15 protein-coding genes are annotated in these 19,742 nt (G+C 47.9%); 6 read left to right on the top strand and 9 right to left on the bottom strand.

The genetic code is table 11. The annotated features are described in order from the left end of the window. The first annotated feature begins 75 nt into the window (after positions 1-75). The 4 genes from B2M23_RS00390 to B2M23_RS00405 all read left to right on the top strand — a co-directional run bounded on the left by B2M23_RS00390 (position 76) and on the right by B2M23_RS00405 (position 5,697). On the top strand, positions 76-978 hold the full coding sequence (locus tag B2M23_RS00390; RefSeq protein ID WP_172610821.1) for a PLP-dependent cysteine synthase family protein: 903 nt from the start codon (positions 76-78) through the stop codon (positions 976-978). Positions 979-1,050: 72 nt separating this feature from the next. Continuing rightward, entirely contained in the window at positions 1,051-1,605 is a 555-nt protein-coding gene (locus B2M23_RS00395; RefSeq protein WP_038350837.1) for a LemA family protein, read from the top strand. Between the two features lie 96 nt (positions 1,606-1,701). Continuing rightward, positions 1,702-3,606 (top strand): DUF2207 domain-containing protein, encoded by a 1,905-nt coding sequence (locus B2M23_RS00400; RefSeq protein WP_038350838.1) that lies wholly within the window; start codon positions 1,702-1,704, stop codon positions 3,604-3,606. 180 nt (positions 3,607-3,786) lie between these two features. Further along, a complete protein-coding gene (locus B2M23_RS00405; protein ID WP_038350839.1) occupies positions 3,787-5,697 on the top strand; it encodes a bifunctional metallophosphatase/5'-nucleotidase in 1,911 nt (636 codons plus the stop codon). 46 nt (positions 5,698-5,743) lie between these two features. On the opposite strand, the gene B2M23_RS00410 is transcribed toward B2M23_RS00405, so the two are convergent. The 3 genes from B2M23_RS00410 to B2M23_RS00420 all read right to left on the bottom strand — a co-directional run bounded on the left by B2M23_RS00410 (position 5,744) and on the right by B2M23_RS00420 (position 11,059). Then, positions 5,744-6,784, bottom strand: coding sequence for a DUF2804 domain-containing protein (locus B2M23_RS00410; RefSeq protein WP_038350840.1), 1,041 nt, complete (start codon positions 6,782-6,784; stop codon positions 5,744-5,746). 88 nt (positions 6,785-6,872) lie between these two features. Then, positions 6,873-8,969 (bottom strand): hypothetical protein, encoded by a 2,097-nt coding sequence (locus B2M23_RS00415; protein ID WP_038350841.1) that lies wholly within the window; start codon positions 8,967-8,969, stop codon positions 6,873-6,875. Between the two features lie 347 nt (positions 8,970-9,316). Beyond that, entirely contained in the window at positions 9,317-11,059 is a 1,743-nt protein-coding gene (locus B2M23_RS00420) for a leucine-rich repeat domain-containing protein (RefSeq protein ID WP_038350842.1), read from the bottom strand. Between the two features lie 242 nt (positions 11,060-11,301). On the opposite strand from B2M23_RS00420, the gene B2M23_RS00425 reads away from it, so the two are divergent. Next, positions 11,302-12,150 (top strand): LytR/AlgR family response regulator transcription factor, encoded by an 849-nt coding sequence (locus B2M23_RS00425; protein WP_278286442.1) that lies wholly within the window; start codon positions 11,302-11,304, stop codon positions 12,148-12,150. 105 nt (positions 12,151-12,255) lie between these two features. Here B2M23_RS00425 and B2M23_RS00430 read toward each other — a convergent pair whose 3' ends face one another. Together B2M23_RS00430 and B2M23_RS00435 are read right to left on the bottom strand one after the other, a co-directional pair. Further along, the gene (locus tag B2M23_RS00430; RefSeq protein ID WP_038350843.1) at positions 12,256-12,639 is read right to left on the bottom strand and encodes a PepSY domain-containing protein; all 384 of its coding nucleotides are present in this window, start codon (positions 12,637-12,639) and stop codon (positions 12,256-12,258) included. Positions 12,640-12,761: 122 nt separating this feature from the next. Next, positions 12,762-14,006 carry a bifunctional diguanylate cyclase/phosphodiesterase gene (locus B2M23_RS00435; RefSeq protein ID WP_052237044.1) on the bottom strand — a complete coding sequence of 415 codons (1,245 nt, stop codon included), beginning with the start codon at positions 14,004-14,006 and terminating at the stop codon, positions 12,762-12,764. Between the two features lie 867 nt (positions 14,007-14,873). On the opposite strand from B2M23_RS00435, the gene B2M23_RS00440 reads away from it, so the two are divergent. After that, on the top strand, positions 14,874-15,710 hold the full coding sequence (locus B2M23_RS00440) for a response regulator (protein ID WP_038350844.1): 837 nt from the start codon (positions 14,874-14,876) through the stop codon (positions 15,708-15,710). Positions 15,711-15,750: 40 nt separating this feature from the next. On the opposite strand, the gene B2M23_RS00445 is transcribed toward B2M23_RS00440, so the two are convergent. Genes B2M23_RS00445 through B2M23_RS00460 form a run of 4 tightly spaced genes read right to left on the bottom strand, consistent with a single transcriptional unit; the run spans position 15,751 to position 19,729 of the window. Continuing rightward, entirely contained in the window at positions 15,751-16,326 is a 576-nt protein-coding gene (locus B2M23_RS00445) for a hypothetical protein (protein ID WP_146209101.1), read from the bottom strand. A 29-nt stretch (positions 16,327-16,355) separates the two neighbouring features. After that, positions 16,356-18,230 (bottom strand): glycerophosphodiester phosphodiesterase, encoded by a 1,875-nt coding sequence (locus B2M23_RS00450; RefSeq protein WP_052237045.1) that lies wholly within the window; start codon positions 18,228-18,230, stop codon positions 16,356-16,358. Between the two features lie 18 nt (positions 18,231-18,248). Then, on the bottom strand, positions 18,249-19,178 hold the full coding sequence (locus tag B2M23_RS00455; protein ID WP_038350846.1) for a polysaccharide deacetylase family protein: 930 nt from the start codon (positions 19,176-19,178) through the stop codon (positions 18,249-18,251). 53 nt (positions 19,179-19,231) lie between these two features. Next, complete coding sequence (locus B2M23_RS00460) at positions 19,232-19,729, bottom strand: hypothetical protein (protein ID WP_038350847.1); 498 nt, start codon at positions 19,727-19,729, stop codon at positions 19,232-19,234. Positions 19,730-19,742: the final 13 nt, after the last annotated feature.

Raw genomic sequence — 19,742 nt, forward strand, 5'->3', positions numbered from 1 at the left:
ATAATGTTATGCAGGAATGAATCCATTTTCACCATTTTATATATAAAGGACAAAGATACAGAAAGGAAGCACAACATGCAGCAGATTCACGACAATATTTTAGAGACCATCGGACGCACCCCCATGGTGCGCCTCAACCACTTAAGCCCAAACCCTGGGGTAGAAATCATCGCCAAGGTAGAGGGGTTCAACCCCACAGGCAGCATCAAGGACCGAATCGCTCTCAAGATGATCGAACAGGCCGAAGAGGAAGGCACGCTGACAAAGGATAAAACCATCATCGAACCCACCTCTGGAAACACCGGTATCGGCCTGGCCATGATCGGCGCTGTCAAGGGCTATGATGTGGAAATCGTGATGAGCGAGGCTGTTTCCATCGAGCGGCGCAAGATGATTCAGGCTTTTGGCGCCAAGGTCACCCTGACCGCTCCGGACAAGGGTACTGACGGCGCGATCTGCCGGGTACGGGAGCTGCTCGCGGAAAATCCGGACAAATATTTTAACCCGAACCAGTTCAGCAACGAATACAACAAGCTGGCACACTACACCACCACCGCCGAAGAAATCTGGGAACAGACCGACGGAAAGGTCACTCATATGGTTTCATCGCTCGGGACCTCAGGCACCATCATGGGCATCGGCATGGGCCTTAAAAGCCATAACCCGGATGTTCAGATCGTGGAGGCCCACCCGGTAAAGGGCCATTACATCCAGGGGCTTAAAAATATGGAGGAGGCCATTGTTCCCGCCATTTATGACCCGGATAAAATCGACACCCACATCATGGTAGAGTCTGAGATCGCCTTTGATTACGCCAGACAGATTGTGATGAAGGAGGGCATCTTCGTGGGCATGAGCAGCGGCGCGGCCATGTATGCGGCCTGCGAGGTCGCAAAAACTCTGGATTCGGGGCTGATTGTCGTCATCTTCCCAGACAGGGGAGAAAAATACTTAAGTACGGATTTATTTAAGCTGTGAGCCGTCTGATTTTCTTTTAGGCTCAGCCGAAATGTGGTATAATAATAAGAAACTAAACGCAGGAGGTTTACAATGATCGCAATCATTATAATCATTGCCATTATCGTCATTCTTGCCCTTGTTGTAATGGGCAGCTACAATGGCCTTGTCAAAACAAAAAACCAGGCGGAGGAAGCATTTTCCACCATGGACGTGTATATGAAAAAACGGTACGACCTGATCCCCAATCTGGTGGAAACCGTCAAGGGCTATGCAAGCCATGAATCCCAGACACTGGAAAAAGTAACCGCGGCCCGCAACGCAGCCATGACTGCTTCATCCATCGATGAAAAGCTGAAAAACGAAAACGCACTGACTGGCACCTTGAAAAGTCTGTTCGCCGTTGCTGAATCCTATCCGGATCTCAAGGCCAACACCAACTTCATGGATCTGCAGCGTCAGCTTCAGACCATTGAAGAAGACATTGCCAATTCACGGAAATACTACAACGCTTCTGTGAAAAACCTGAACAACAAAATTGAAATGTTCCCGAGCAGCATCATTGCAGGAATGTTCCATTTTGAAAAGAAACCTTATTTTGAAGTGTCTTCTCAGGAAGAGCGCGAAAACGTCAAAGTACAATTTTAAATCAACGGACCATTAAGCTTGGAGAATTGAGAATTAAAAGAACAAAAGCTTTAATTCTCCATTCTCCTTTTTACATTCTTTTAAGGAGGTGCACCCATGAAAAAGAAACTGCCTGTACTGGCGGCGCTTCTGCTGTTGCTGGCGCTTGTGTTCCCAGGAGCCGGCCTGGCTAGGGAATACTTTACCATAGACAGCTATGATGTGACCATGAACGTACAGGAAAACCATGCCTACAATGTCAACGAGAAAATCAACGTTACCTTCAGCCAGCCACGGCACGGGCTTTACCGCTATATTCCCTACAGCGGAAGTTATTATCGTGATATTGACGGCAAACCGACTGAGACATCTTACAACGCCCGAGTCTCTGACATCAAGGTTCCAGGCTACAACTTTGACACCGATTCCGAAAACGGCAGCAAAGTCATTAAAATCGGCGATGAAGACGAATATGTTGACGGTAACCAGACCTATGATATTTCTTATACCTGGGACCCTGGTGATGACCATATCAGCCAGTTTGACGATGTTTACTTCAATATCATTCCTGCAAAATGGGATACTACCATTGACAGTGCAAACTTTATTATTAATATGCCCAAGGAATTCGACCCCTCAAACCTTGAGTTCATTGTGGGTGGCTATGGCAGTACTGATACTAACGCAGTAACCTACACCGTTGATGGCAATACCATTCACGGCACCCTTAATCGTCCACTGCAGGCCAATGAGGGCGTTACGCTCAATATCCGCCTGCCTCAGGGGTATTTTGTGGGTGCGCGTACCGGTAACGAATGGAATCCCATCGTCTATATTGTCTCCGGCCTGTGCCTGGCGCTCGCAGTTGTCCTGTGGTTCCGTTTTGGCCGTGACCATAAGCCACTGGAACCCGTCATGTTCTACGCGCCGGATAAGCTCACACCAGCCCAGGTTGGAACCATCATTGACGGCAAAACTGGCAATGAGGAAATCCTGTCTATGATCATGTATCTGGCAGATAAGGGTTATCTGACCATTGAGCAAACTAGCAAAAAGAACTTTAAATTTGAGAAGGTTCAGGAACTCCCGGCTGACGCTCTGAATTTTGAACGCACGGTTATGCGCGCCCTTTTTCCGGGCGGACGCACTGTCTCCAGCATGAAGGATCTGGAGGATACCTTTTACGAGGATATGCAGGTTGCCAAAGCGGAGGTCAGCGGCTTTTTCGCAGAACCCCAGAACAAGCTGTTCACTCCTGGCTCCAAGACAGCACAGGCCTTTATTCACCTGGCCTGCTTCCTTCCTCTGTTCATTTTCGGCTGTGTTACCGGCTATCGGACCGAGGGCTACTTTGATGTGTTCATGGTGCTGATCATGGGCTGTCTGTTCGGGATTCTTCCCTTTGCGGGGCTCAGCTTCCTGACCCACACCATCGAAACCCGGCAGGGCATGACCACAGGCTCCTTTACCGGACGTGTGATCGCAGGCACCCTGATCTCCGCTACCCTTCTGGTCATTGTGCTGGCCACAGGCACAGTCACCTTCGGCACGATTCTGATGCCGCTAGTGCCAGTGGTGGTATCTGTTATCACGGCGTTCCTGGGTGCCTTTGCCACCAAGCGGACACCACAGGGCAACAAGTGGCTCGGCGAGACCCTTGGCTTTAAAAACTTTATCCAGACCGCAGAGCTGGACCGCATCAAAACCTTAGTGGACGAAAACCCCAACTATTTCTTTGATGTGCTCCCCTATGCCTATGTGCTGGGCGTCACGGACAAATGGGCCAAACGATTTGAAAGCCTGGCCATCGAACCGCCACATTGGTACAGAACCTATGATTCCTACAGCATGTTCAATACGATTTATTTCACCAATGCCCTCATGCACAGCATGAACGCTATCTCAACCAACATTACCGTTCCACCGAACTCCGGTTCCGGCGGCTTCGGTGGCGGCGGTTTTACTGGCGGCGGCGGCTTCTCCGGTGGCGGTGGTGGTGGTGGCGGCGGCGGAAGCTGGTAAGAAAGTCTCTCCGCTCCCCAAAGGTTAAAAACCCCCGTGTCATTGCGTTTGCGCAGTTTCACGGGGGCTTTCTTAATTTGGGAAAATTTCCAGCTTCCTGTTGCTCTTTTGATGTCAATAAAGGTGTATAATAAAGACACCAACAAAGGGGAAGCAATCCATAATAAGGGGGATTTTACGATGAAAATCAAACGTATGGCCACAGTTTTTCTGCTTCTGGCTTTCTGCCTGTTTTGGCTGGCACCCGCCGCGCTGGCGGCCGGAACAGAAAATGGAGATGAGCGGGAGCTCCGGGTGCTCTTTACCCATGACCTCCACTCCTATATCCTGCCCTACGACGTGGCGGATGGAGCCGATGGCCGCACCACCATGGGCGGCTACGCCCGGCTGGCGACCCTGATTAAGGAAAACCGCACCGACAGCACCGTTGTGCTGGATGCGGGCGATTTTTCCATGGGCACTTTGTTCAACAGTATTTTTAAAACCCACGCTCCGGATTTATGCTTGATGGGCGAGATGGGCTTTGACGCCACCACCATCGGGAACCATGAATTTGACTATGGCGCTGATGGGCTCGCCGCCGCGCTGCGGTCAGCCTCCAGGGCGCAGAACCGGCCGGCCATGCTCAACTCAAACATGGTCTTTGGCGATGATCCCAAATCAGAGGAGATCAAAGCTGCCTTTGATGCCTATGGCAGCAGCGCCACAAAAATCATTGAGCGCGGCGGCCTGAAAATCGGGGTCTTTGGCATGCTCAGCCAGGTTGCCCAGGATTACACGGTCAATTATGCCCCTTTGAGCTTTGATGACACCACCGAGACTGCCAAGGCCTGTGTGGACAGCCTGAAAGCACAGAACGCAGATGTCATTATCTGCCTGTCCCACGGCGGCACCAATCCGGATATTGAAAAGTCTGAAGACCAGCAGCTTGCAAAAGCTGTGCCGGATATCGACGTCATTGTCAGCGGGCACACGCACACCACGCTGGATACGCCCATTACCGAGGGCCGCACCACCATTGTGGGCTGTGGCTGGCGCGGCGAGCGGCTGGGGCTTCTGGACCTGAAACTTGAAGCTGACAACACCGTGAAGGTGGACAGCTACCAGCTGATTGAAAACAGCCGGGACGTGACCATGGATCCGGACATCGCAGCGTCCATCAACACCTACAAAGATGTTGTTCAGCAGGAATTTTTAACACCGCTCGGCAAGAGCTTTGACGCCACCGCGGCCGTCTCCGACCACAATTTCGCCACTGTGGATGATCTGCTTGGGCGCTTTGGCAACTCCGACCTCGGCGATATTATCACCGATGCCTACCGCTACGGCGCTGCCCAGAACGGTGTGGACGCAGATATTTCCCTTGTCAACGCCGGCCTTGTCCGGGATACCATCTATAAAGGAAATCTGAGTGAATCAGGCATCTATAATATCCTCTCGCTGGGCTCAGGCTCTGACGGGAGTGTGGGCTATTCGCTGGTGGACTTTTATCTTTACGGCTCAGAACTTAAAACATTGTGCCAGATCGACGTCTCCATGTATCCCATGATGCAGGAGGTTCAGTTCTCCTTTTCCGGCCTGCGCTACACCTACAATGACAGCCGTCTCCCGCTGGATAAGGTGACAGGGGTGGAAACCCAAAACCCCGACGGCACCTGGACCCCCTTGGATGAAGACCGGCTGTACCGCGTAACCACCAGCCAGTATCTTGCCAATATGACCGGGCTCATGACCAAGATGTCGCATGGTATCATCACGCTGGCGCCCAGGGATAAGGACGGCAATCCAGTCTCAGACACCAACACGCTGATTATTCACACACCAACTGGCGCAGAGGCCAAGGAGTGGATCGCCCTGTCCGATTACATCCACTCCTTCCCGGTGGGCGAGAGCGGGCTGCGGACCATTCCTGCCAGCTACAACATTGCCCGGGAGGTCAAGACGCCAGTGGATAACTCATTGGTCACTTTCTTTGGCAATCCCTCCCCCATTGCCCTGGCAGTTTACAGCATCATCGCGGGGCTGATTGTGCTGATCGTCATCATTATTCTCCTCATACGCCGCCATCACATCAGAAAACACAGAGTCTGACATAAAAACACCATGAAGGATCGCTTCCTTCATGGTGTTTTTATTCTTAATACATATTGTGAATCACCTCAACAGCACACAGGAAATCCTTTATCTCCAGAATTTCTCCGCCATTCAGCACCACTTTTCCGCTGAAGAAGCCAAACACCTGGTGCTGCACGCTTCTGACGGCCAGCAGGTTGATGTTAGCCTGACGATCCATTCTGGGAATAAAACTTCCCACGAAACGGCCGTCATTTGAGGTCAGATACCAGGGCTCCATAAAAGCATAGCCGCCCGACTCGTCTCTGGGAATCATAAAGGTGACCTCGTCCAGCTTGTGGGCACGGTTACGGTAAAATACCATGTTCTCGCTGGCACTGCTGCGGTCCGAAAAGCCGTAGCCCAGGTTAAAGCCAAAGGACTCGCCATCATGCCATCCACTGCCAGTTCCCCAGTACCAGGTATTGTCATAGGTCCAGACACCTCTTCCCCAGTCCAGCACACCCATGGCGCTGTCCGGTGTAAAACGGTGTTTTTCATCTCCGAGCTTTACCCAGCCGCAGGCGGGCATACAGTTGATCTTCTGATTATAGTAAAAGGCCGTTGGCTTTTCTGCCCAGGGCGTCGCAATGCACATGGTATCCATATTCGGCTCGTAGAGCACAATATCCGCCTCCAATGCCTTTCCCTCCCAAAATTCAGGGAAATAGCAGTAGATACGGCGCTTATTTTTTTCCGCTGTGTAGGACAACCGGATTTTGGGGTGCGTGACACCACAGCTCCCTCTGTCCGAACAACAGCCTAACCCGTATTTCCCTCTTGGCAGCGGCTCCACAATGGTTTCGGTATGCTCTGTCCAATCCCTATAATTCAGGAAAGATACGCTCGCCATGCCCGCGTAGCCCAGATCGGAGAGGGTGAAGGCCACACCAGTCTGCCCGTCGCCTACCAGATAGTAATCCCATTCCTTGCGCCTGTACCAGGGCGCCGCAATGCAGTCACGGTTGTAGTCCCACACCAGCTGCTTTGCCCAGCCCGGTTCTTCTATCCGCCCATTTGCGTTTAGCAAGGGCTGTTTCCTTGTCACTTCATGCTGTGTCCCCATGCCTGTCACCTCTTTTCTTGTAATCGACTCAATTATACACCACGAAGCTTAAATCCTGGTTTTATTGCCATGGAGCTAATCCCGCTCTCTATTCTCGTCTTTTTCTTACATAAACCACCACACCGATGATGACAGCCGCCGCGACGATCAGTCCTGCGGCCCAGCACAGACCATTTCCTGCACTCTGCAGGCCGGTGTTGATGTTGTTATTGTGTGGAGTAGGTGCGGGACCTGCTGTGGGCGTAGGCTTCACGGTGGGGGTGGGCTCCGGAGTTTCTGTTTTTTCGACGACCACTGCTGCCGCGGCTATGGTCTGTCCCTTGGGCAGAATGGTGCTGCCAGCCCAGGGTTCGGTGATACGTCCGACAACGCCTCCGGCCGGGGTGGTGACTGCGTTTCCCTTTCCAATATTCAAAGTACTGTTTTCAAAGGCCAGCAAAGCAATGCCGCCTTCGCCAGTGCTTGCAGCCTGGACACGGCTGTCTCCACTCAATGGGCTTATGTTGATATCATAGTAGCTGTAAATTCTCAGGTCATCGGCTGTGGCGTTGACAGTGGCATCACCGATGTTCAGGGTTCCGTTGGCGTATATGCTGCTCGCATAAGCCTTTGGCGCACGGGATTTATCCACGCTGACGGCTTTGGCATTGACGATGCAGCTGTCCCCAATGGTAACCGCACCAAACTCGGGCCGCTCCTCTTCGCCAGCGGTAAACAGTCCGTCTGCATTAAGTCTGGCTTTCGGGTCAATGCTGAAATCACTCCCCACCCGGACGTGGCTGTTTAGATCGAGTTGGCTTGCGCTGGAAAAGGCTGCGCTGCCTGCTATATACAATGCTGTGCTGGCCTGCAGGTCATCATTTTCATCCGGCTCAGGAATATCCGTATTGATCAATGCTCCAGCCCCGATGTCCAGTCGGCTCTTATTTTCAACGGTGAGGCCTGTCACCAGCTCATTATAAAACGGACTTCGCAATACCAGCATTCCGGCGACGTCCATAAACGGCTGAAGGCACTCTGCCTGAGCGTCAATACTCACGCCTGCTGCCCCTGTCTTCCCAATACTGGAATAAAAGGTATTGATCCCCTGGGCCACCAGGCCTGTTTTTACCTTAATATCAAGACTGGCTCCTTTGTCGATATGGCAGTCCGCCTGGGGCTTTTGCGCCATATAACCTGAAGCCATAAGCCCCACACCTATCCGGCATCCGCTGACATCCAGCTTCAGGCTGGCATCGCTCAGGTTTAAAGCCGGCGACTGAAGGCCCACCAGGTAGCAGCTAGCCTCCTCATTGTCCTTTTCTACCGGGTTGGAAGCTCTGACTATAACATCCGCGTTATTGACAATATTGATCACGCCTTCGGCATGGGTGCTGTTAACCAGAGGGATCCCCTGCAGCCTTTTATCGGGATGGGCGGCGCCGCGCATTCCATTGATCTGCTCGATAAGCACCGCATCGCCGCCGGCCTCTGGCGGCTCGTGGGGATTTGCCCGGTCAAGGTAAACGGCAGCGTCGTCAATAGTCAGATCGCCGCCGACAGTGACGCTCTGGTTGTTTCCGTACACGCTCAAACTTCCTCCGTCCACGGTGCAACTGCCATCTGTGACGGTCAGGCCGACACCGGCCCGTTTTTCCTCACTTCCGATGGTCACCTGTCCGCTGTGCTGCGAATAACCGTTATGGCATAGCAACCCATAAGATTCATTGGGAGAATCTGCAGATACGCCTGGCATAAGAGTCAGTGCTCCAGTCCCGTTCATGACCAGGGAGCCTGTGTCTATGATTAGTGCGTTCTCCCTGGTGGTATCTGCCTGAGCCGTGAGGTTTCCCTCTCCAGTGAGGCTGAGCGCTCCGCCGCAGTAGATAGCTTTTTTATCGTCTGTATCAGGAACCAGTCTGTTTTCCCCATTCAGTTTAACGGTAAGCGCTTTATCGGACAGAATGACGGCTACGATACTGTCATCCCCGGTTACTGTAAGGTTAGCGCCACTCAAGGTGAGGACATTGGCAGCCTTGTCATAGCTCCAGCCCTCTCCTGAGGGTGTCTCATTGGCATTGATCCCCCCCACGTACAATCGGCTTTCCTCGGCCCGGGCGCTGTGAGGCGCCCACATTCCCATAAAAAACGATAAGGACAGAACCATCATAAATGTGATTCCTATCTGAATTTTCTGTGTTTTCATATACACTCCTTTCAACCGCTTTTACAGCGGTTCACTCACTGAATAGCTGTGCACAAAGTCTATGTTTCGACCATAGAAATGGCAGTAGATACAGCGCTTATTCTTCTCTGTCGTGTAGGACAACCGGATTTTTGGGTCCGTGACACCGTAGCTCCCTCTTCCCGATCAGCAGCCTAATCCGTACTTTCCTCTTGGCAGAGGCTCCACAATGGTTTCGCTATGCTCTATCCAATCCATATAACCTGTCACCTCTTTTTATAATCGGCTTAATTATGCACCACGAATCTTTTAACTTCTGAAAAATCCCTCTCTCATTTAAGTTGACACCACGGCCGCTATCCTTTGGTTTATAGATTTATTTTTCGCTTAAAGCCTAATGCCGCAATCCCAGCAATACTCAGTATAAACACTGCGCAGTAAGCGCCTGCTTTCGTATCGACAATACCAGTTTTAACATTTTTGCCGCTTTTTTTACCAGAATCGGATTTCGAGTCGTCTGATGGTTTTGGGTCATCAGAGGATGTTTTTTTTACATATACGCCCACATCTTTATCATTAGGGTTGATGCAATATCCGTCTTTTTGAACCTTAACATTGACCTCTTCATTATTTTTGACGCTAATATCCTTGATTTTGAGCTTGTAAACACCAGACTCCTTATCCTGGATCAGTTTTACTTTTGCGCCGCCTTTCAGTGTAATATCATCCAGAGTCAGACCCTTAATATCTTGGTCAAAAACCAGAGTCAGCTCGGTGGTTGTTTCTTTTTCGGATTCTCCGTTGGCTTTCAGATCCTTAAATTGGACTTTTTCGCAGATATGATCTTTATATTCCGACCAGCCCTGGGATGTTTTATAAATCTCAACCGTACCAGCTGGCACAAAAATTTTATAGTTTTCCGGCAGGTTTTCAAAAATATATTCATCAATGTCAGGGGGTGTCATTGGTTTCATTGTGATTGACGAAAGACGAGTACAACCTTCAAAAGCGGATTCCGCGATCTTTACGACATCTTTTGGAATTTCAATCGATTCCAGGCTGGCGCAATCTTGAAAAACGGACTCATCCAATACTGTCACCTTTAGGGGAATATTTATCGTTTCAAGACTAGCACACCCTGCAAAAGTTCCCATTCCAAGACTCATGATATTTTCTGGAATATTAATTGTTTTCAGACTTATACATTTATAAAATGCTCCTCCAGCGATTTGCGTAGCCGTTTCGGGTAAATTAACGGTCTCCAGACTCAGGCAACCTGCAAAGATTCCTCCATCAATGAAATTAACACCTTCTGGAATGGTGATTGATTTCAGATTCTTACAGTCTACAAAAGCCCTGTCTTTTATTATCTTTATGCCTTCGGGCAGGACGATATTTTCCATAGGACATCCTAAAAACGCCCGTTCTCCTATGTACTCAAGACCTTCAGATAAATAAATCTCTGCCAGACTATTGCAAACAGAAAAAGCCAGTTTTCCAATTTCCTTTACACTGGATGGAATACTAATCTGCTTCAGGCTAGTACAATAGGCAAAACCTTTAGGCCCAATATTTTCAACAGTATCTGCAATCAACACCTCGTTTAGGCTGGTACATCCAAAAAAGGCTTCGTCTTCGATCGCAGTAACACCTTTCATAATTTCCAACGTAATTACAGCTCCTTTTATATCGGGAACTTCACTTCTCCACTTGTTGGTGCCTTCATTCGTATACACTGTAAGCTTATGATTTTCAGTATCATATTCGTAATCTTCGTCGGCAATACTTGTTAGAGCACTCTTTTCTGGTTTCTCAATGGGAAGCGTCAATTCAGCTTCGCCATTTTCATCGGTCCGCATATCCGTCGGAAAAATGGTATTTTCCTGTTTTAATGACGGTTCACCAATTTCTTGAACATTTGACTGCTCACCTTCTAGTGGCGTGTCTAACTTTTCAGAAACAGGCGCCGTTTCTTCCGGTACTTCCCACATCTGCTTTTCTTCTTTCCCATTTTCCTGGGCAGATGCCCCTGCCGGTATTATCGCACACAACAGTAAGAACACCAAAAACATTGACAACAGCCGGGAGATTAATCTTTTTTGTTTGACCATTTGTTTCATTTCTCCTTGATTTAATGTGATCTCCAATATTTATTTCAAAATTAGTATAATATACTGAGTACAACAAAAGTGCCACAATTCCCTGTATTCTTTTCAATTTTTCAGATCAGCAAAATTTCTATGATATATGGTTTCAAAGAACATTCCCGCCTAAATACTTTCTTTAAGAATTACCTAAAGGGACATATTTTTAATTAAAAATATGCTATAATCTAAATCAGTTCATCCAAAGGATGGTGATCACTATACACATATTAGCAACTGATGATGAACGGCTAGCTCTAAAAAGCCTCATGAATGCATTGGAACAGGTTTTCCCACAAGCCGAAATTTGTGGTTTTCAAAAATCTCAGGAAGCACTTGATTATGCCGAAAGACTTTGCTCTGAAAATAAGATATCTCTTGATTTTGCTTTTCTGGATGTAGAAATGCCTGAAATGACTGGTATTGAACTGGCAGCCAAATTAAAAAAAATCTGTCCGGAGGTTTGTATTTTTTTCGTCACTGGCTTTACCAATTATGCCTACGATGCCTATCGGCTTCACGCCAAGGGTTATATTTTAAAACCTGTCTCTGCCGAGCTCATAAAGGAAGATCTTGCAAATCTAAAAAAACTTCCTAGCTTTGAAATGCCCATCGATCCGGAGCCGGAAAAGCGTGTTTACATCAGAACCTTCGGCACCTTTGACATCTTTGTGGATCAAAAGCCGCTGGTCTTTTCCCGGACACGTGCTAAGGAGCTTCTGGCCTATCTGGTGGATCGCAGAGGCAGCGGCGTTTCTCTCGCAGACATCTGCACGGTTTTATTTGAAGACCAATCCGGAAAGCGAGCCAATAAAAAATATGCTCAAAACTTTATCTCAAGTCTCAAGCAAGGTCTTGAAAAAGCTGGTGTCAGCAATATTCTGATTAAAAAATGGAACTATCTTGCTCTCGATATCGAGAAGGTCGATTGTGATTATTATCGCTTTCTGGAGGGCGATATCGCTGCAGTCAACAATTTTTATGGTGAATATATGAGCAACTATACCTGGGCGGAATTTACAGTCGGCTTTCTGAACGATAAAAAAAGCAATGCTTAAAATTTAGAAAAAGGTCCGTACAAAACCTTACCGGTCTCTTTCATCTCTGATACAATGACAAATTACAAAAAGCCCGTACCGTACGGTACGGGCTGAAATCCTCTGTCAATCATCAATATCAATATCATATTTAACAATTTCACCGGTCATGGCGTCAATGTCATAATCATAATCTTTTCCATCATATTTGAAATCTACTTCATAAACATTGCGCCCGTTTTCGGTACCCTGTTCAACTTTTAATCCCCACACACTCGACTCTGCTAATCCGGCGTGCTGCAGCGCAGTAGCCTTCGCCTGATCTCCAGAGATCGCGGCTGTTCCGCTGCCTGCTGTTGGTGTGGCCGTAGATGTAGAGCTTGGCGCTGCGGTTGCTGTGGGAGCCGCTGTTGGAGTTGGTGCGGCGTTGCTCGATGGTGAGCCTCCGCAGCCGGATAAAATCATCAGTGACATTCCCAGCATCAATGCAATCATTGTCAGTTTTTTCATTTTCTTTGCTCCCTTCATTTTTTTCTTTATTATAACACGCTCAGATCCTCAAATGTTCCTCAAATCGTGGGATTATATGATTCGAGAAAAAATTTAAGCTTTTTTTATAATAAAACTTACCTCTATTCTTTTCTTTCATATTTTTCAAACTCTTCTACTGGAACCGGCTCGCTAAGCAGATAGCCCTGGATCCAGTCGCACCCCAGTTTTTTCAGAATGTTTAGCTGCTCGAAGTTCTCAACGCCTTCAGCAATGCTAATGCTTCCCAGTTCCCGGCAGGTTTCGATAATATGTTGAGCTACAATACGGCTTTTCCGGTTATAAATCAATGTCAGTACGAGGCTGCGGTCCAGCTTGATAGCATTGTAATCCATCTGGACAAGCATGATAATACTGCTGTAGCTGGTTCCAAAATCGTCCAAAGAAACGCCAAAACCCATTTCCTTTATGGGCTGCACCATATCGAACAGCTCCATTTCCCCAACACTCTCGGTCACCTCAATCGTAATATAGCGCTTCGGAAAACTATACCCATTGCTAATTTTCTGCATCTGCACCAACAATTCCTGATCCATTAAAGTTAGTCTTGAAAAATTAAGGGAAATCGGCAGCGGTTTTCGCTTCTGGCGCTGCCACCGATCCAACAGCCCACAGACCTCCTCAAAAATAAAAAGGTCAATATATTTAATAATTCCCTCCTGCTCCAACATGGGAATAAATTTTCCAGGCTGAACGACTTCTCCTTCCGGGTTTATATACCGCACCAATGCTTCTGCTCCAACCACTTCCAGCGTTTCAACCCTCCCCTTTGGTTGCAGGTACATTTCAAACTTCCGGTTTTCAAGCTCCTCCAACAGCCATTTCAGCATATCGGTATTCCGGCTTTGGACACCAGCAGCCAACTGCCTGAAATATGCTTGCTTATCCACATATTTTTGTTCACTGGCATGCTGTGTCAACTTCAGAATATCAATATCACAGTCCTCAAAACTGCACCCTATAGAGACAATCCCTTTCATTTCTATGGCAAAGGTCTGTCTGGCTGCGCTGACCATTTTTTGAAACGCGTTTCGGTTCTGGTCGATAACCATAGCCAAAAATTCATCTCCGCCAATCCTGTATATTCCTGCTTTTTTAAAACATTTCTGTAAAATTCCTGCAATTTTTTTTAATATAATATCGCCATAGTCGTATCCGAAATTCCGGTTAATACTTTGAAGTCCATTAATGTCAAGATAGACAAATCCAACAGACTTTGGCATCTTTTTTTCCAATACTTTCAACGTTTTTTGATATTTTTGCCAGTTATAAAGGCCGGTGAGGGCATCGTGGCTTTCCAGATAGGTCAGTTGATCTTCCAGCGTCATTTCCAGTACCTCCCAGAAAATGTCGATACACAGCAACCTTTTGCCGCTGCATCTTATATAAAAATGTTCTATGTTATTGTTTGTTCATAACCTTTTGGCTGATGCACAATGTGCCTAACAGCGGTACAGAAAGGCCAATAAAAAAATACACTGTTTTCCACAGATTATTTAAATAAGACATTTCAAAAAATTTCCGTCAATAAAGACTCGGAGGGCATTACTGCCTGCCTCATGCTCCACGGGCTAAGCCGTTCTGCTCAATAAGGTATTCTTTCTGCGTTTTCCTTACTGGTCAACATAAGCGAAACACCTGCAAAAATCGAAGCAATTTTGCGCCGATTCCCCCCATTTCAGCGATATAGTACTCCTTGTAGGCCTGCAAGCAAAATCCTGTAGCACCTACTGCCTGGCTGGCATGTGTCGCGGAAGCCATTATTTCATTGTAATCAGCTGGCTGCTGCTATCCTTATTTCTTTTTACTTTGAGGATAGAAGAAATGACGGGCAGGATGATGCCCAGCCTCCCGGCCCATATTTCCCGGAGGCAGTATATGCGTAAAGCTCTTGAGTATGGATGAGGTCGTTTCAGGGCTTTATCGATTGGCAGCAGCAGCCATAAAACTGATACCACAAAGGCGGCCTTTATGTTCCTGTACCTTTAGTGAATCAGCTTCTTCTGATCACTCTAATTATAGCAAGGCAAGTTCCACAAAAGCGCCACAAACAGCAAATTTTCCTTAAAAAAATTTTAAACATCAAAGAGAACTAAACATGCTGAACTTTTCTCTCTTCTGTTGTACTTTTGGTGCGCTTTTGTTGTTCTTCATCCTGTAAAATAATACTATCATATTGATAGAGGGTGAATTTTATGCATGTATTAGCAATTGACGATGAGAAACTAGCACTCGAAAACTTGATTTTTTCTCTAAGGGAGGCTTTGCCCGATGCCGAAGTTCATGGTTTTATAACGCCTGAGGGCGCACTTGAATTCGCCGGAAATCTGCACGAGGAATCGGACAAACCTTTGGATTTCGCCTTTCTCGATGTTGTCATGTCAACCCTATCTGGGTTGGAGGTTGCCGTCAGGCTGAAAAAAATATTTCCAGATGTCCGTATTATTTTTGTGACTGGTTACTCCGATTATGCCTACGACGCTTATCGGCTTCATGCCAAGGGCTATATACTGAAGCCTGTAAGCAAAGCGCTGATTCAGGAGGAACTCGACCATCTGGACCTTCCCCAAAAGGTTAAATGGCCTCTAAAACGAGTACAGGTTCATACTTTTGGCACGTTTGACGTTTTTGTCGATCAAAAACCTCTGAGTTTTTCACGCAGCCGTGCCAAGGAACTTTTAGCATATCTGGTGGACAGGCAGGGCAATGGGGTTACACTTTCCAACATCTGCGCGGTTCTGTTCGAGGACTCCTCTGGCTCTACTGGAAATAAAAAACACGCTCAAAATGTTATCTCAAGTCTGAGACGCGCCCTCGAAAGTGTTGGCGCAGAGGATATCCTCATTAAAAAATGGAACTATCTGGCATTAGATACCCAAAAAGTGGACTGCGATTATTACCGTTTTCTAAAGGGAGATATTGACGCCATTAACACATTTCATGGGGAATATATGAGTAACTACAGCTGGGCAGAGCTTACCACTGCTTTTCTAAACGAGAGGAGCAACCATGAAAAAATCAAACAAAACTAAAAAATCCCGCAGGAGTCGAAAAACGACGCCCCGGGATTTTTTAATGAGTGTCTAACTTGTCCTGGCGTATGAACCAATACCATAGGATCATCAAAAGCACAAGCACCAAAAGCGCTCCTGCGGCTAACAGGACCGCCCCCTCATCTGCCAGAGCTGCGCCGGTAATCAGCCCTGCCGGCCCTGTGTTGGAATCGGTCAGGCTCAAGACGATCCTTGTCTCAGAACCCGCATAGCCACCTTCTGCGGCCCGGTACCGGGCGATAAGGGTATAAGTCCCGGCCTTAGCAGGATAAATGCTGTTTTCCGGTTTTAAACCCGTTTTTGCTACACTCTCCTGCACTGCGGCTACCCCCACAAGCCTTTCGGTGCCGCTGTCATCGTCGATCAAGTAAAAATCTACCCGGCCGCTCTCTATCACTGCCAGAGACTGAGTGCGGATTTCCGCGTTCAAAAAAAGTGCCTGTCCCAATTCTGCTGTCCCAGGACTTACACTGATCCGGATGGACGTCTCTACCGGGTTATCCATATCCGCCGCCCATACAGCAGGAACACCCCATAAGAACATTAATACTGCTAACAATACGGGTATTTTTCTCATAATGTAATGTCTTCTCATTGGCTTACCTCTCACAGCCGTTTTTCATTTTACAGCCCGAAAATGACCTGCTGTACAGTATTGTTCAGCATTTCCTCCCGGGTAGGGTGGTTTTCATCAGTTACTCTCATAGCAGTACGCACATCATCGGTGATAATGTTATCCACACCGCAGTCGATCATCCTCTGCATGCTGTCCGCATCATTGACGGTCCAGGCGTGCACATCCTTGTTTTTTTGATGGACGCGCTCCACCAGAGCTTTATTGATAAAGGTTTCCTCAATGCTGAGGGCATCTACGTTTAAATTTTCTATGTCTCCGTAGGCAATGGGTGTAATGTATAGGGTCTTGATCTCTGTTGTCATACCCTTTATCTCCTCAAGGATTCCGTAGTTTAAGGATGCCAGATAGCACTGGCTCTCAAATTGGTGTTGGGTGATGCTGTCCACAGCCTTCTGAGCAAAGCCCTGGTCATAGGGCGTAGGCTTAAGCTCAATGTTCATACGGATTCTGCCCTCGCACACCTCTATGGCTTCATCCAGGGTCATAAGCCGCTCATCTTTATATTCCGGGGAAAAAAAGCTGCCAATGTCCAGATTTTTGATCTCCTCGTAAGTGGACTGCCAAATATAGACATTCCTGCCTGTGGTCCGCTTCAGGTTATTGTCATGGGATACCACCAGCACACCATCTCTGGTTTCAGCCACGTCGATCTCCACATAATCCGCTCCCAGCTCAATAGCTTTTTCAAGCGCTGCCCGCGAGTTCTCCGGCGTATCGGAGGAATTTCCCCTGTGTCCGCTGACCTGTGCGCCGTGCAGCAAAGTATCAAAATCATCGGCATCAAAGGCGGTCACAATGCGTCCTGTTTTAACACTCACAGCGGCCAGTACCATCACCAAAGCCAGTACCATAAGCTGTCGCTTCGTTAAAAAGGGAAAAGCTGTTTCGGGCACGCTGCACACCAACGCATTTTCTTCTCCCTTTTCTTCTTGGTAGGTTTCATAAAACCGTGATATAAAAGCATAATTCATCATAGTTCCCAGACAGGTTTGAATAATGTTAAAGGACGAAACCGAGACAGCCAGAACCCCGATGAGAATCATCAATCCCAGCGACGGACCACCACCGCCTGCGAGCCGCCCGGTTACTGTGCCAATGACTGTTCCTGAAAACAGGGACAAGGCTCCGAGAAACAATACGATACAGGCAAAGACCAGCAGCAGCAAAAGCGTCCAGAGTAAAAAACTCCCTGCTGTTCTGAAAAAACACCCTTTTAGAAGGCGGATGCTTTTCCGACAGGCCGGTATAAAATTTTTGCCCTCTACGGCAAAGACGTTAAACGCGAACAGGGTCAGCGCCATGACCAGCAGCAGGATAACGCCCAGGCCAATGTAGGCCGCGTAAAGAGCAGGGCTTCCTTTGATATACTCCAAGATGAAGCCTGGCACCGAAAGCTCTGTGATCAGATCAGATGAAATACCAATGTGAAGCACAGGCATAATAAGCACAAAAAACAAAATGACCAGATAGTTTCTGGGGTTAAAAATGCGGACAGCCTGCCGGAAGCCGGCGGCCACCAAGGGAATCATCTGTACTTTTCGGCGGTTTCTGCTCTCGTGGAAGCACAGAACCAGCACCGCGATTTCAAAAAGACAGTAAAAAGCCAGCAACAGCAGCAAAATAAAAACGGACAGAAGTACCAGTGGATTTTTAAGCGCTGCTGCCACACTGTCTCCCGAAATAACAGGAAAGCCTTCAAAGGCCAGGAGCCTGCGCAGTCCAAAGTTTAGCAGAGGCAGCACCACAAAAGTACCACCTAGTTTATAAACCAGCTCAAACACCGCCAGTGTCCAAAAATTAAAACGCAGGAGCGCCAGAGTTTCTCTGATAAAGGCGCCCCTGCCAGTCTTCCAGGGTTTCATTTTCTTTTCTCCCTTCTCCTACAGTTGTCGTGGCAGTTCCATGTCATACTCCATGGGTAAAAAAGTGTAGCCTTCTTTTAGCAGGGTTTTAAAGGTTTTTTCCAATGCCTTGCGGGTATTTTCTTTCTGCTCGGCATGGCAAAGCACTGTTGAAACATTGTGTCCATGAACACCATCGATAAAATTCTGTGTCAGCTGATCCACACTCAGGCTGTTGCTGGTGCCATCTCCGCATACCACGTTCCAGTCCACATAGTTGTAGCCCCGGTTCACGATTCCCTGGGTGCAGGTAGTATTGGCATTTGCAGAACCACCCGGAAAACGGAACAGGTGGGAGGTGTGCTTGAGGCCGGTCACTTGTTTCTGATAAGCATCCAGTTTTTCCACATCGGCGTAAAAGGCATCTGGGCTGTTGTAGAGGCTATACTGATGGCTCCATGTGTGGTTGGCCAGCGTATGCCCTTCCTTCACAATGCGCTGGTAGGCTTCCTCCATAACCTTTCCCTCTCGGCCGTTTGTAAAGAAGGTGGCCTTGATATTGTACTTTTTAAGCAGATCCAGAATCTCCCCGGTGTGTTCGCTGGGACCATCGTCAAAGCTGAAAAAAACTACTTTCAGATCCGCAGTGTCATCCGCTGCCAGCTTGGCCTTGACTTCATCCATTTTGGCTCTCAGCTCAGCGTCTACCTTTGGCCCTCCGGCCTTTTTCTGATCATTTGCGGCCATCTGCAGCACACCGGCCGCGGACGGCGCCTGAAAACCGCTGCTGAGCCCAGCCATTTTATTGGTGAGCTCAGACTGGGCTGCTGCTGCTTTTTCAGCATTATGTCTTCCGATCACTACAGAAGACACCGCCACACATGCCAGCACTACTGCTGCCAAAACGATAAAAAACCGCGGCTTTAAATGGATCCTTCTTTTACTTCTGTAATAACGTCCTTTTCCCATCTTATCTGTCCTTTCCTGGCTGTCTTGGCCTCTTATGGCCTCTATCTATTGATCTATTGATTATTGACTGCGTCGATCACTGCAGCAAATTCGCTCTTAAAGGTATCCTTATCCAGTCCGATCGCGGACATGGAGTAGGTCATGTCTCCTTTCGTAAAGTACGCAATAATAGCCTTATCGTCGGCATTTTCAGCAATATTATAGGTAATATCGTTATAGATTTCCGGGCTGTAGCTCAGCTGTTGATAACCACTGATGTCACCCTCGGCATTCTTCTGGCTGCGGACTGTCGCTTCTGCTCCGCCGGTTTTCTGGTATCTCAGATCCACCACCTCATCACCGATAATATACATTTCCTTTAACTCAAAGCCTGAGTAAGCCGGCAGAATCGCTGGAGAATACCCGACTTTCTTCTCAATCTGATCTATCGTATCATAACGTACCATGGGATTCGGAATTTCTTCCTTCTTCTGTCCAGTATTTGAGCAGGCGGTAACCAACAGTGCTGCAAATACCAGAACGCTTAAAAATACAACTGCTTTATGTTTCATTTTGCTTCCTCCT

It is taken from the genome of Eubacterium limosum (assembly GCF_000807675.2).
Taxonomy (GTDB): Bacteria; Bacillota; Clostridia; order Eubacteriales; family Eubacteriaceae; genus Eubacterium; species Eubacterium limosum.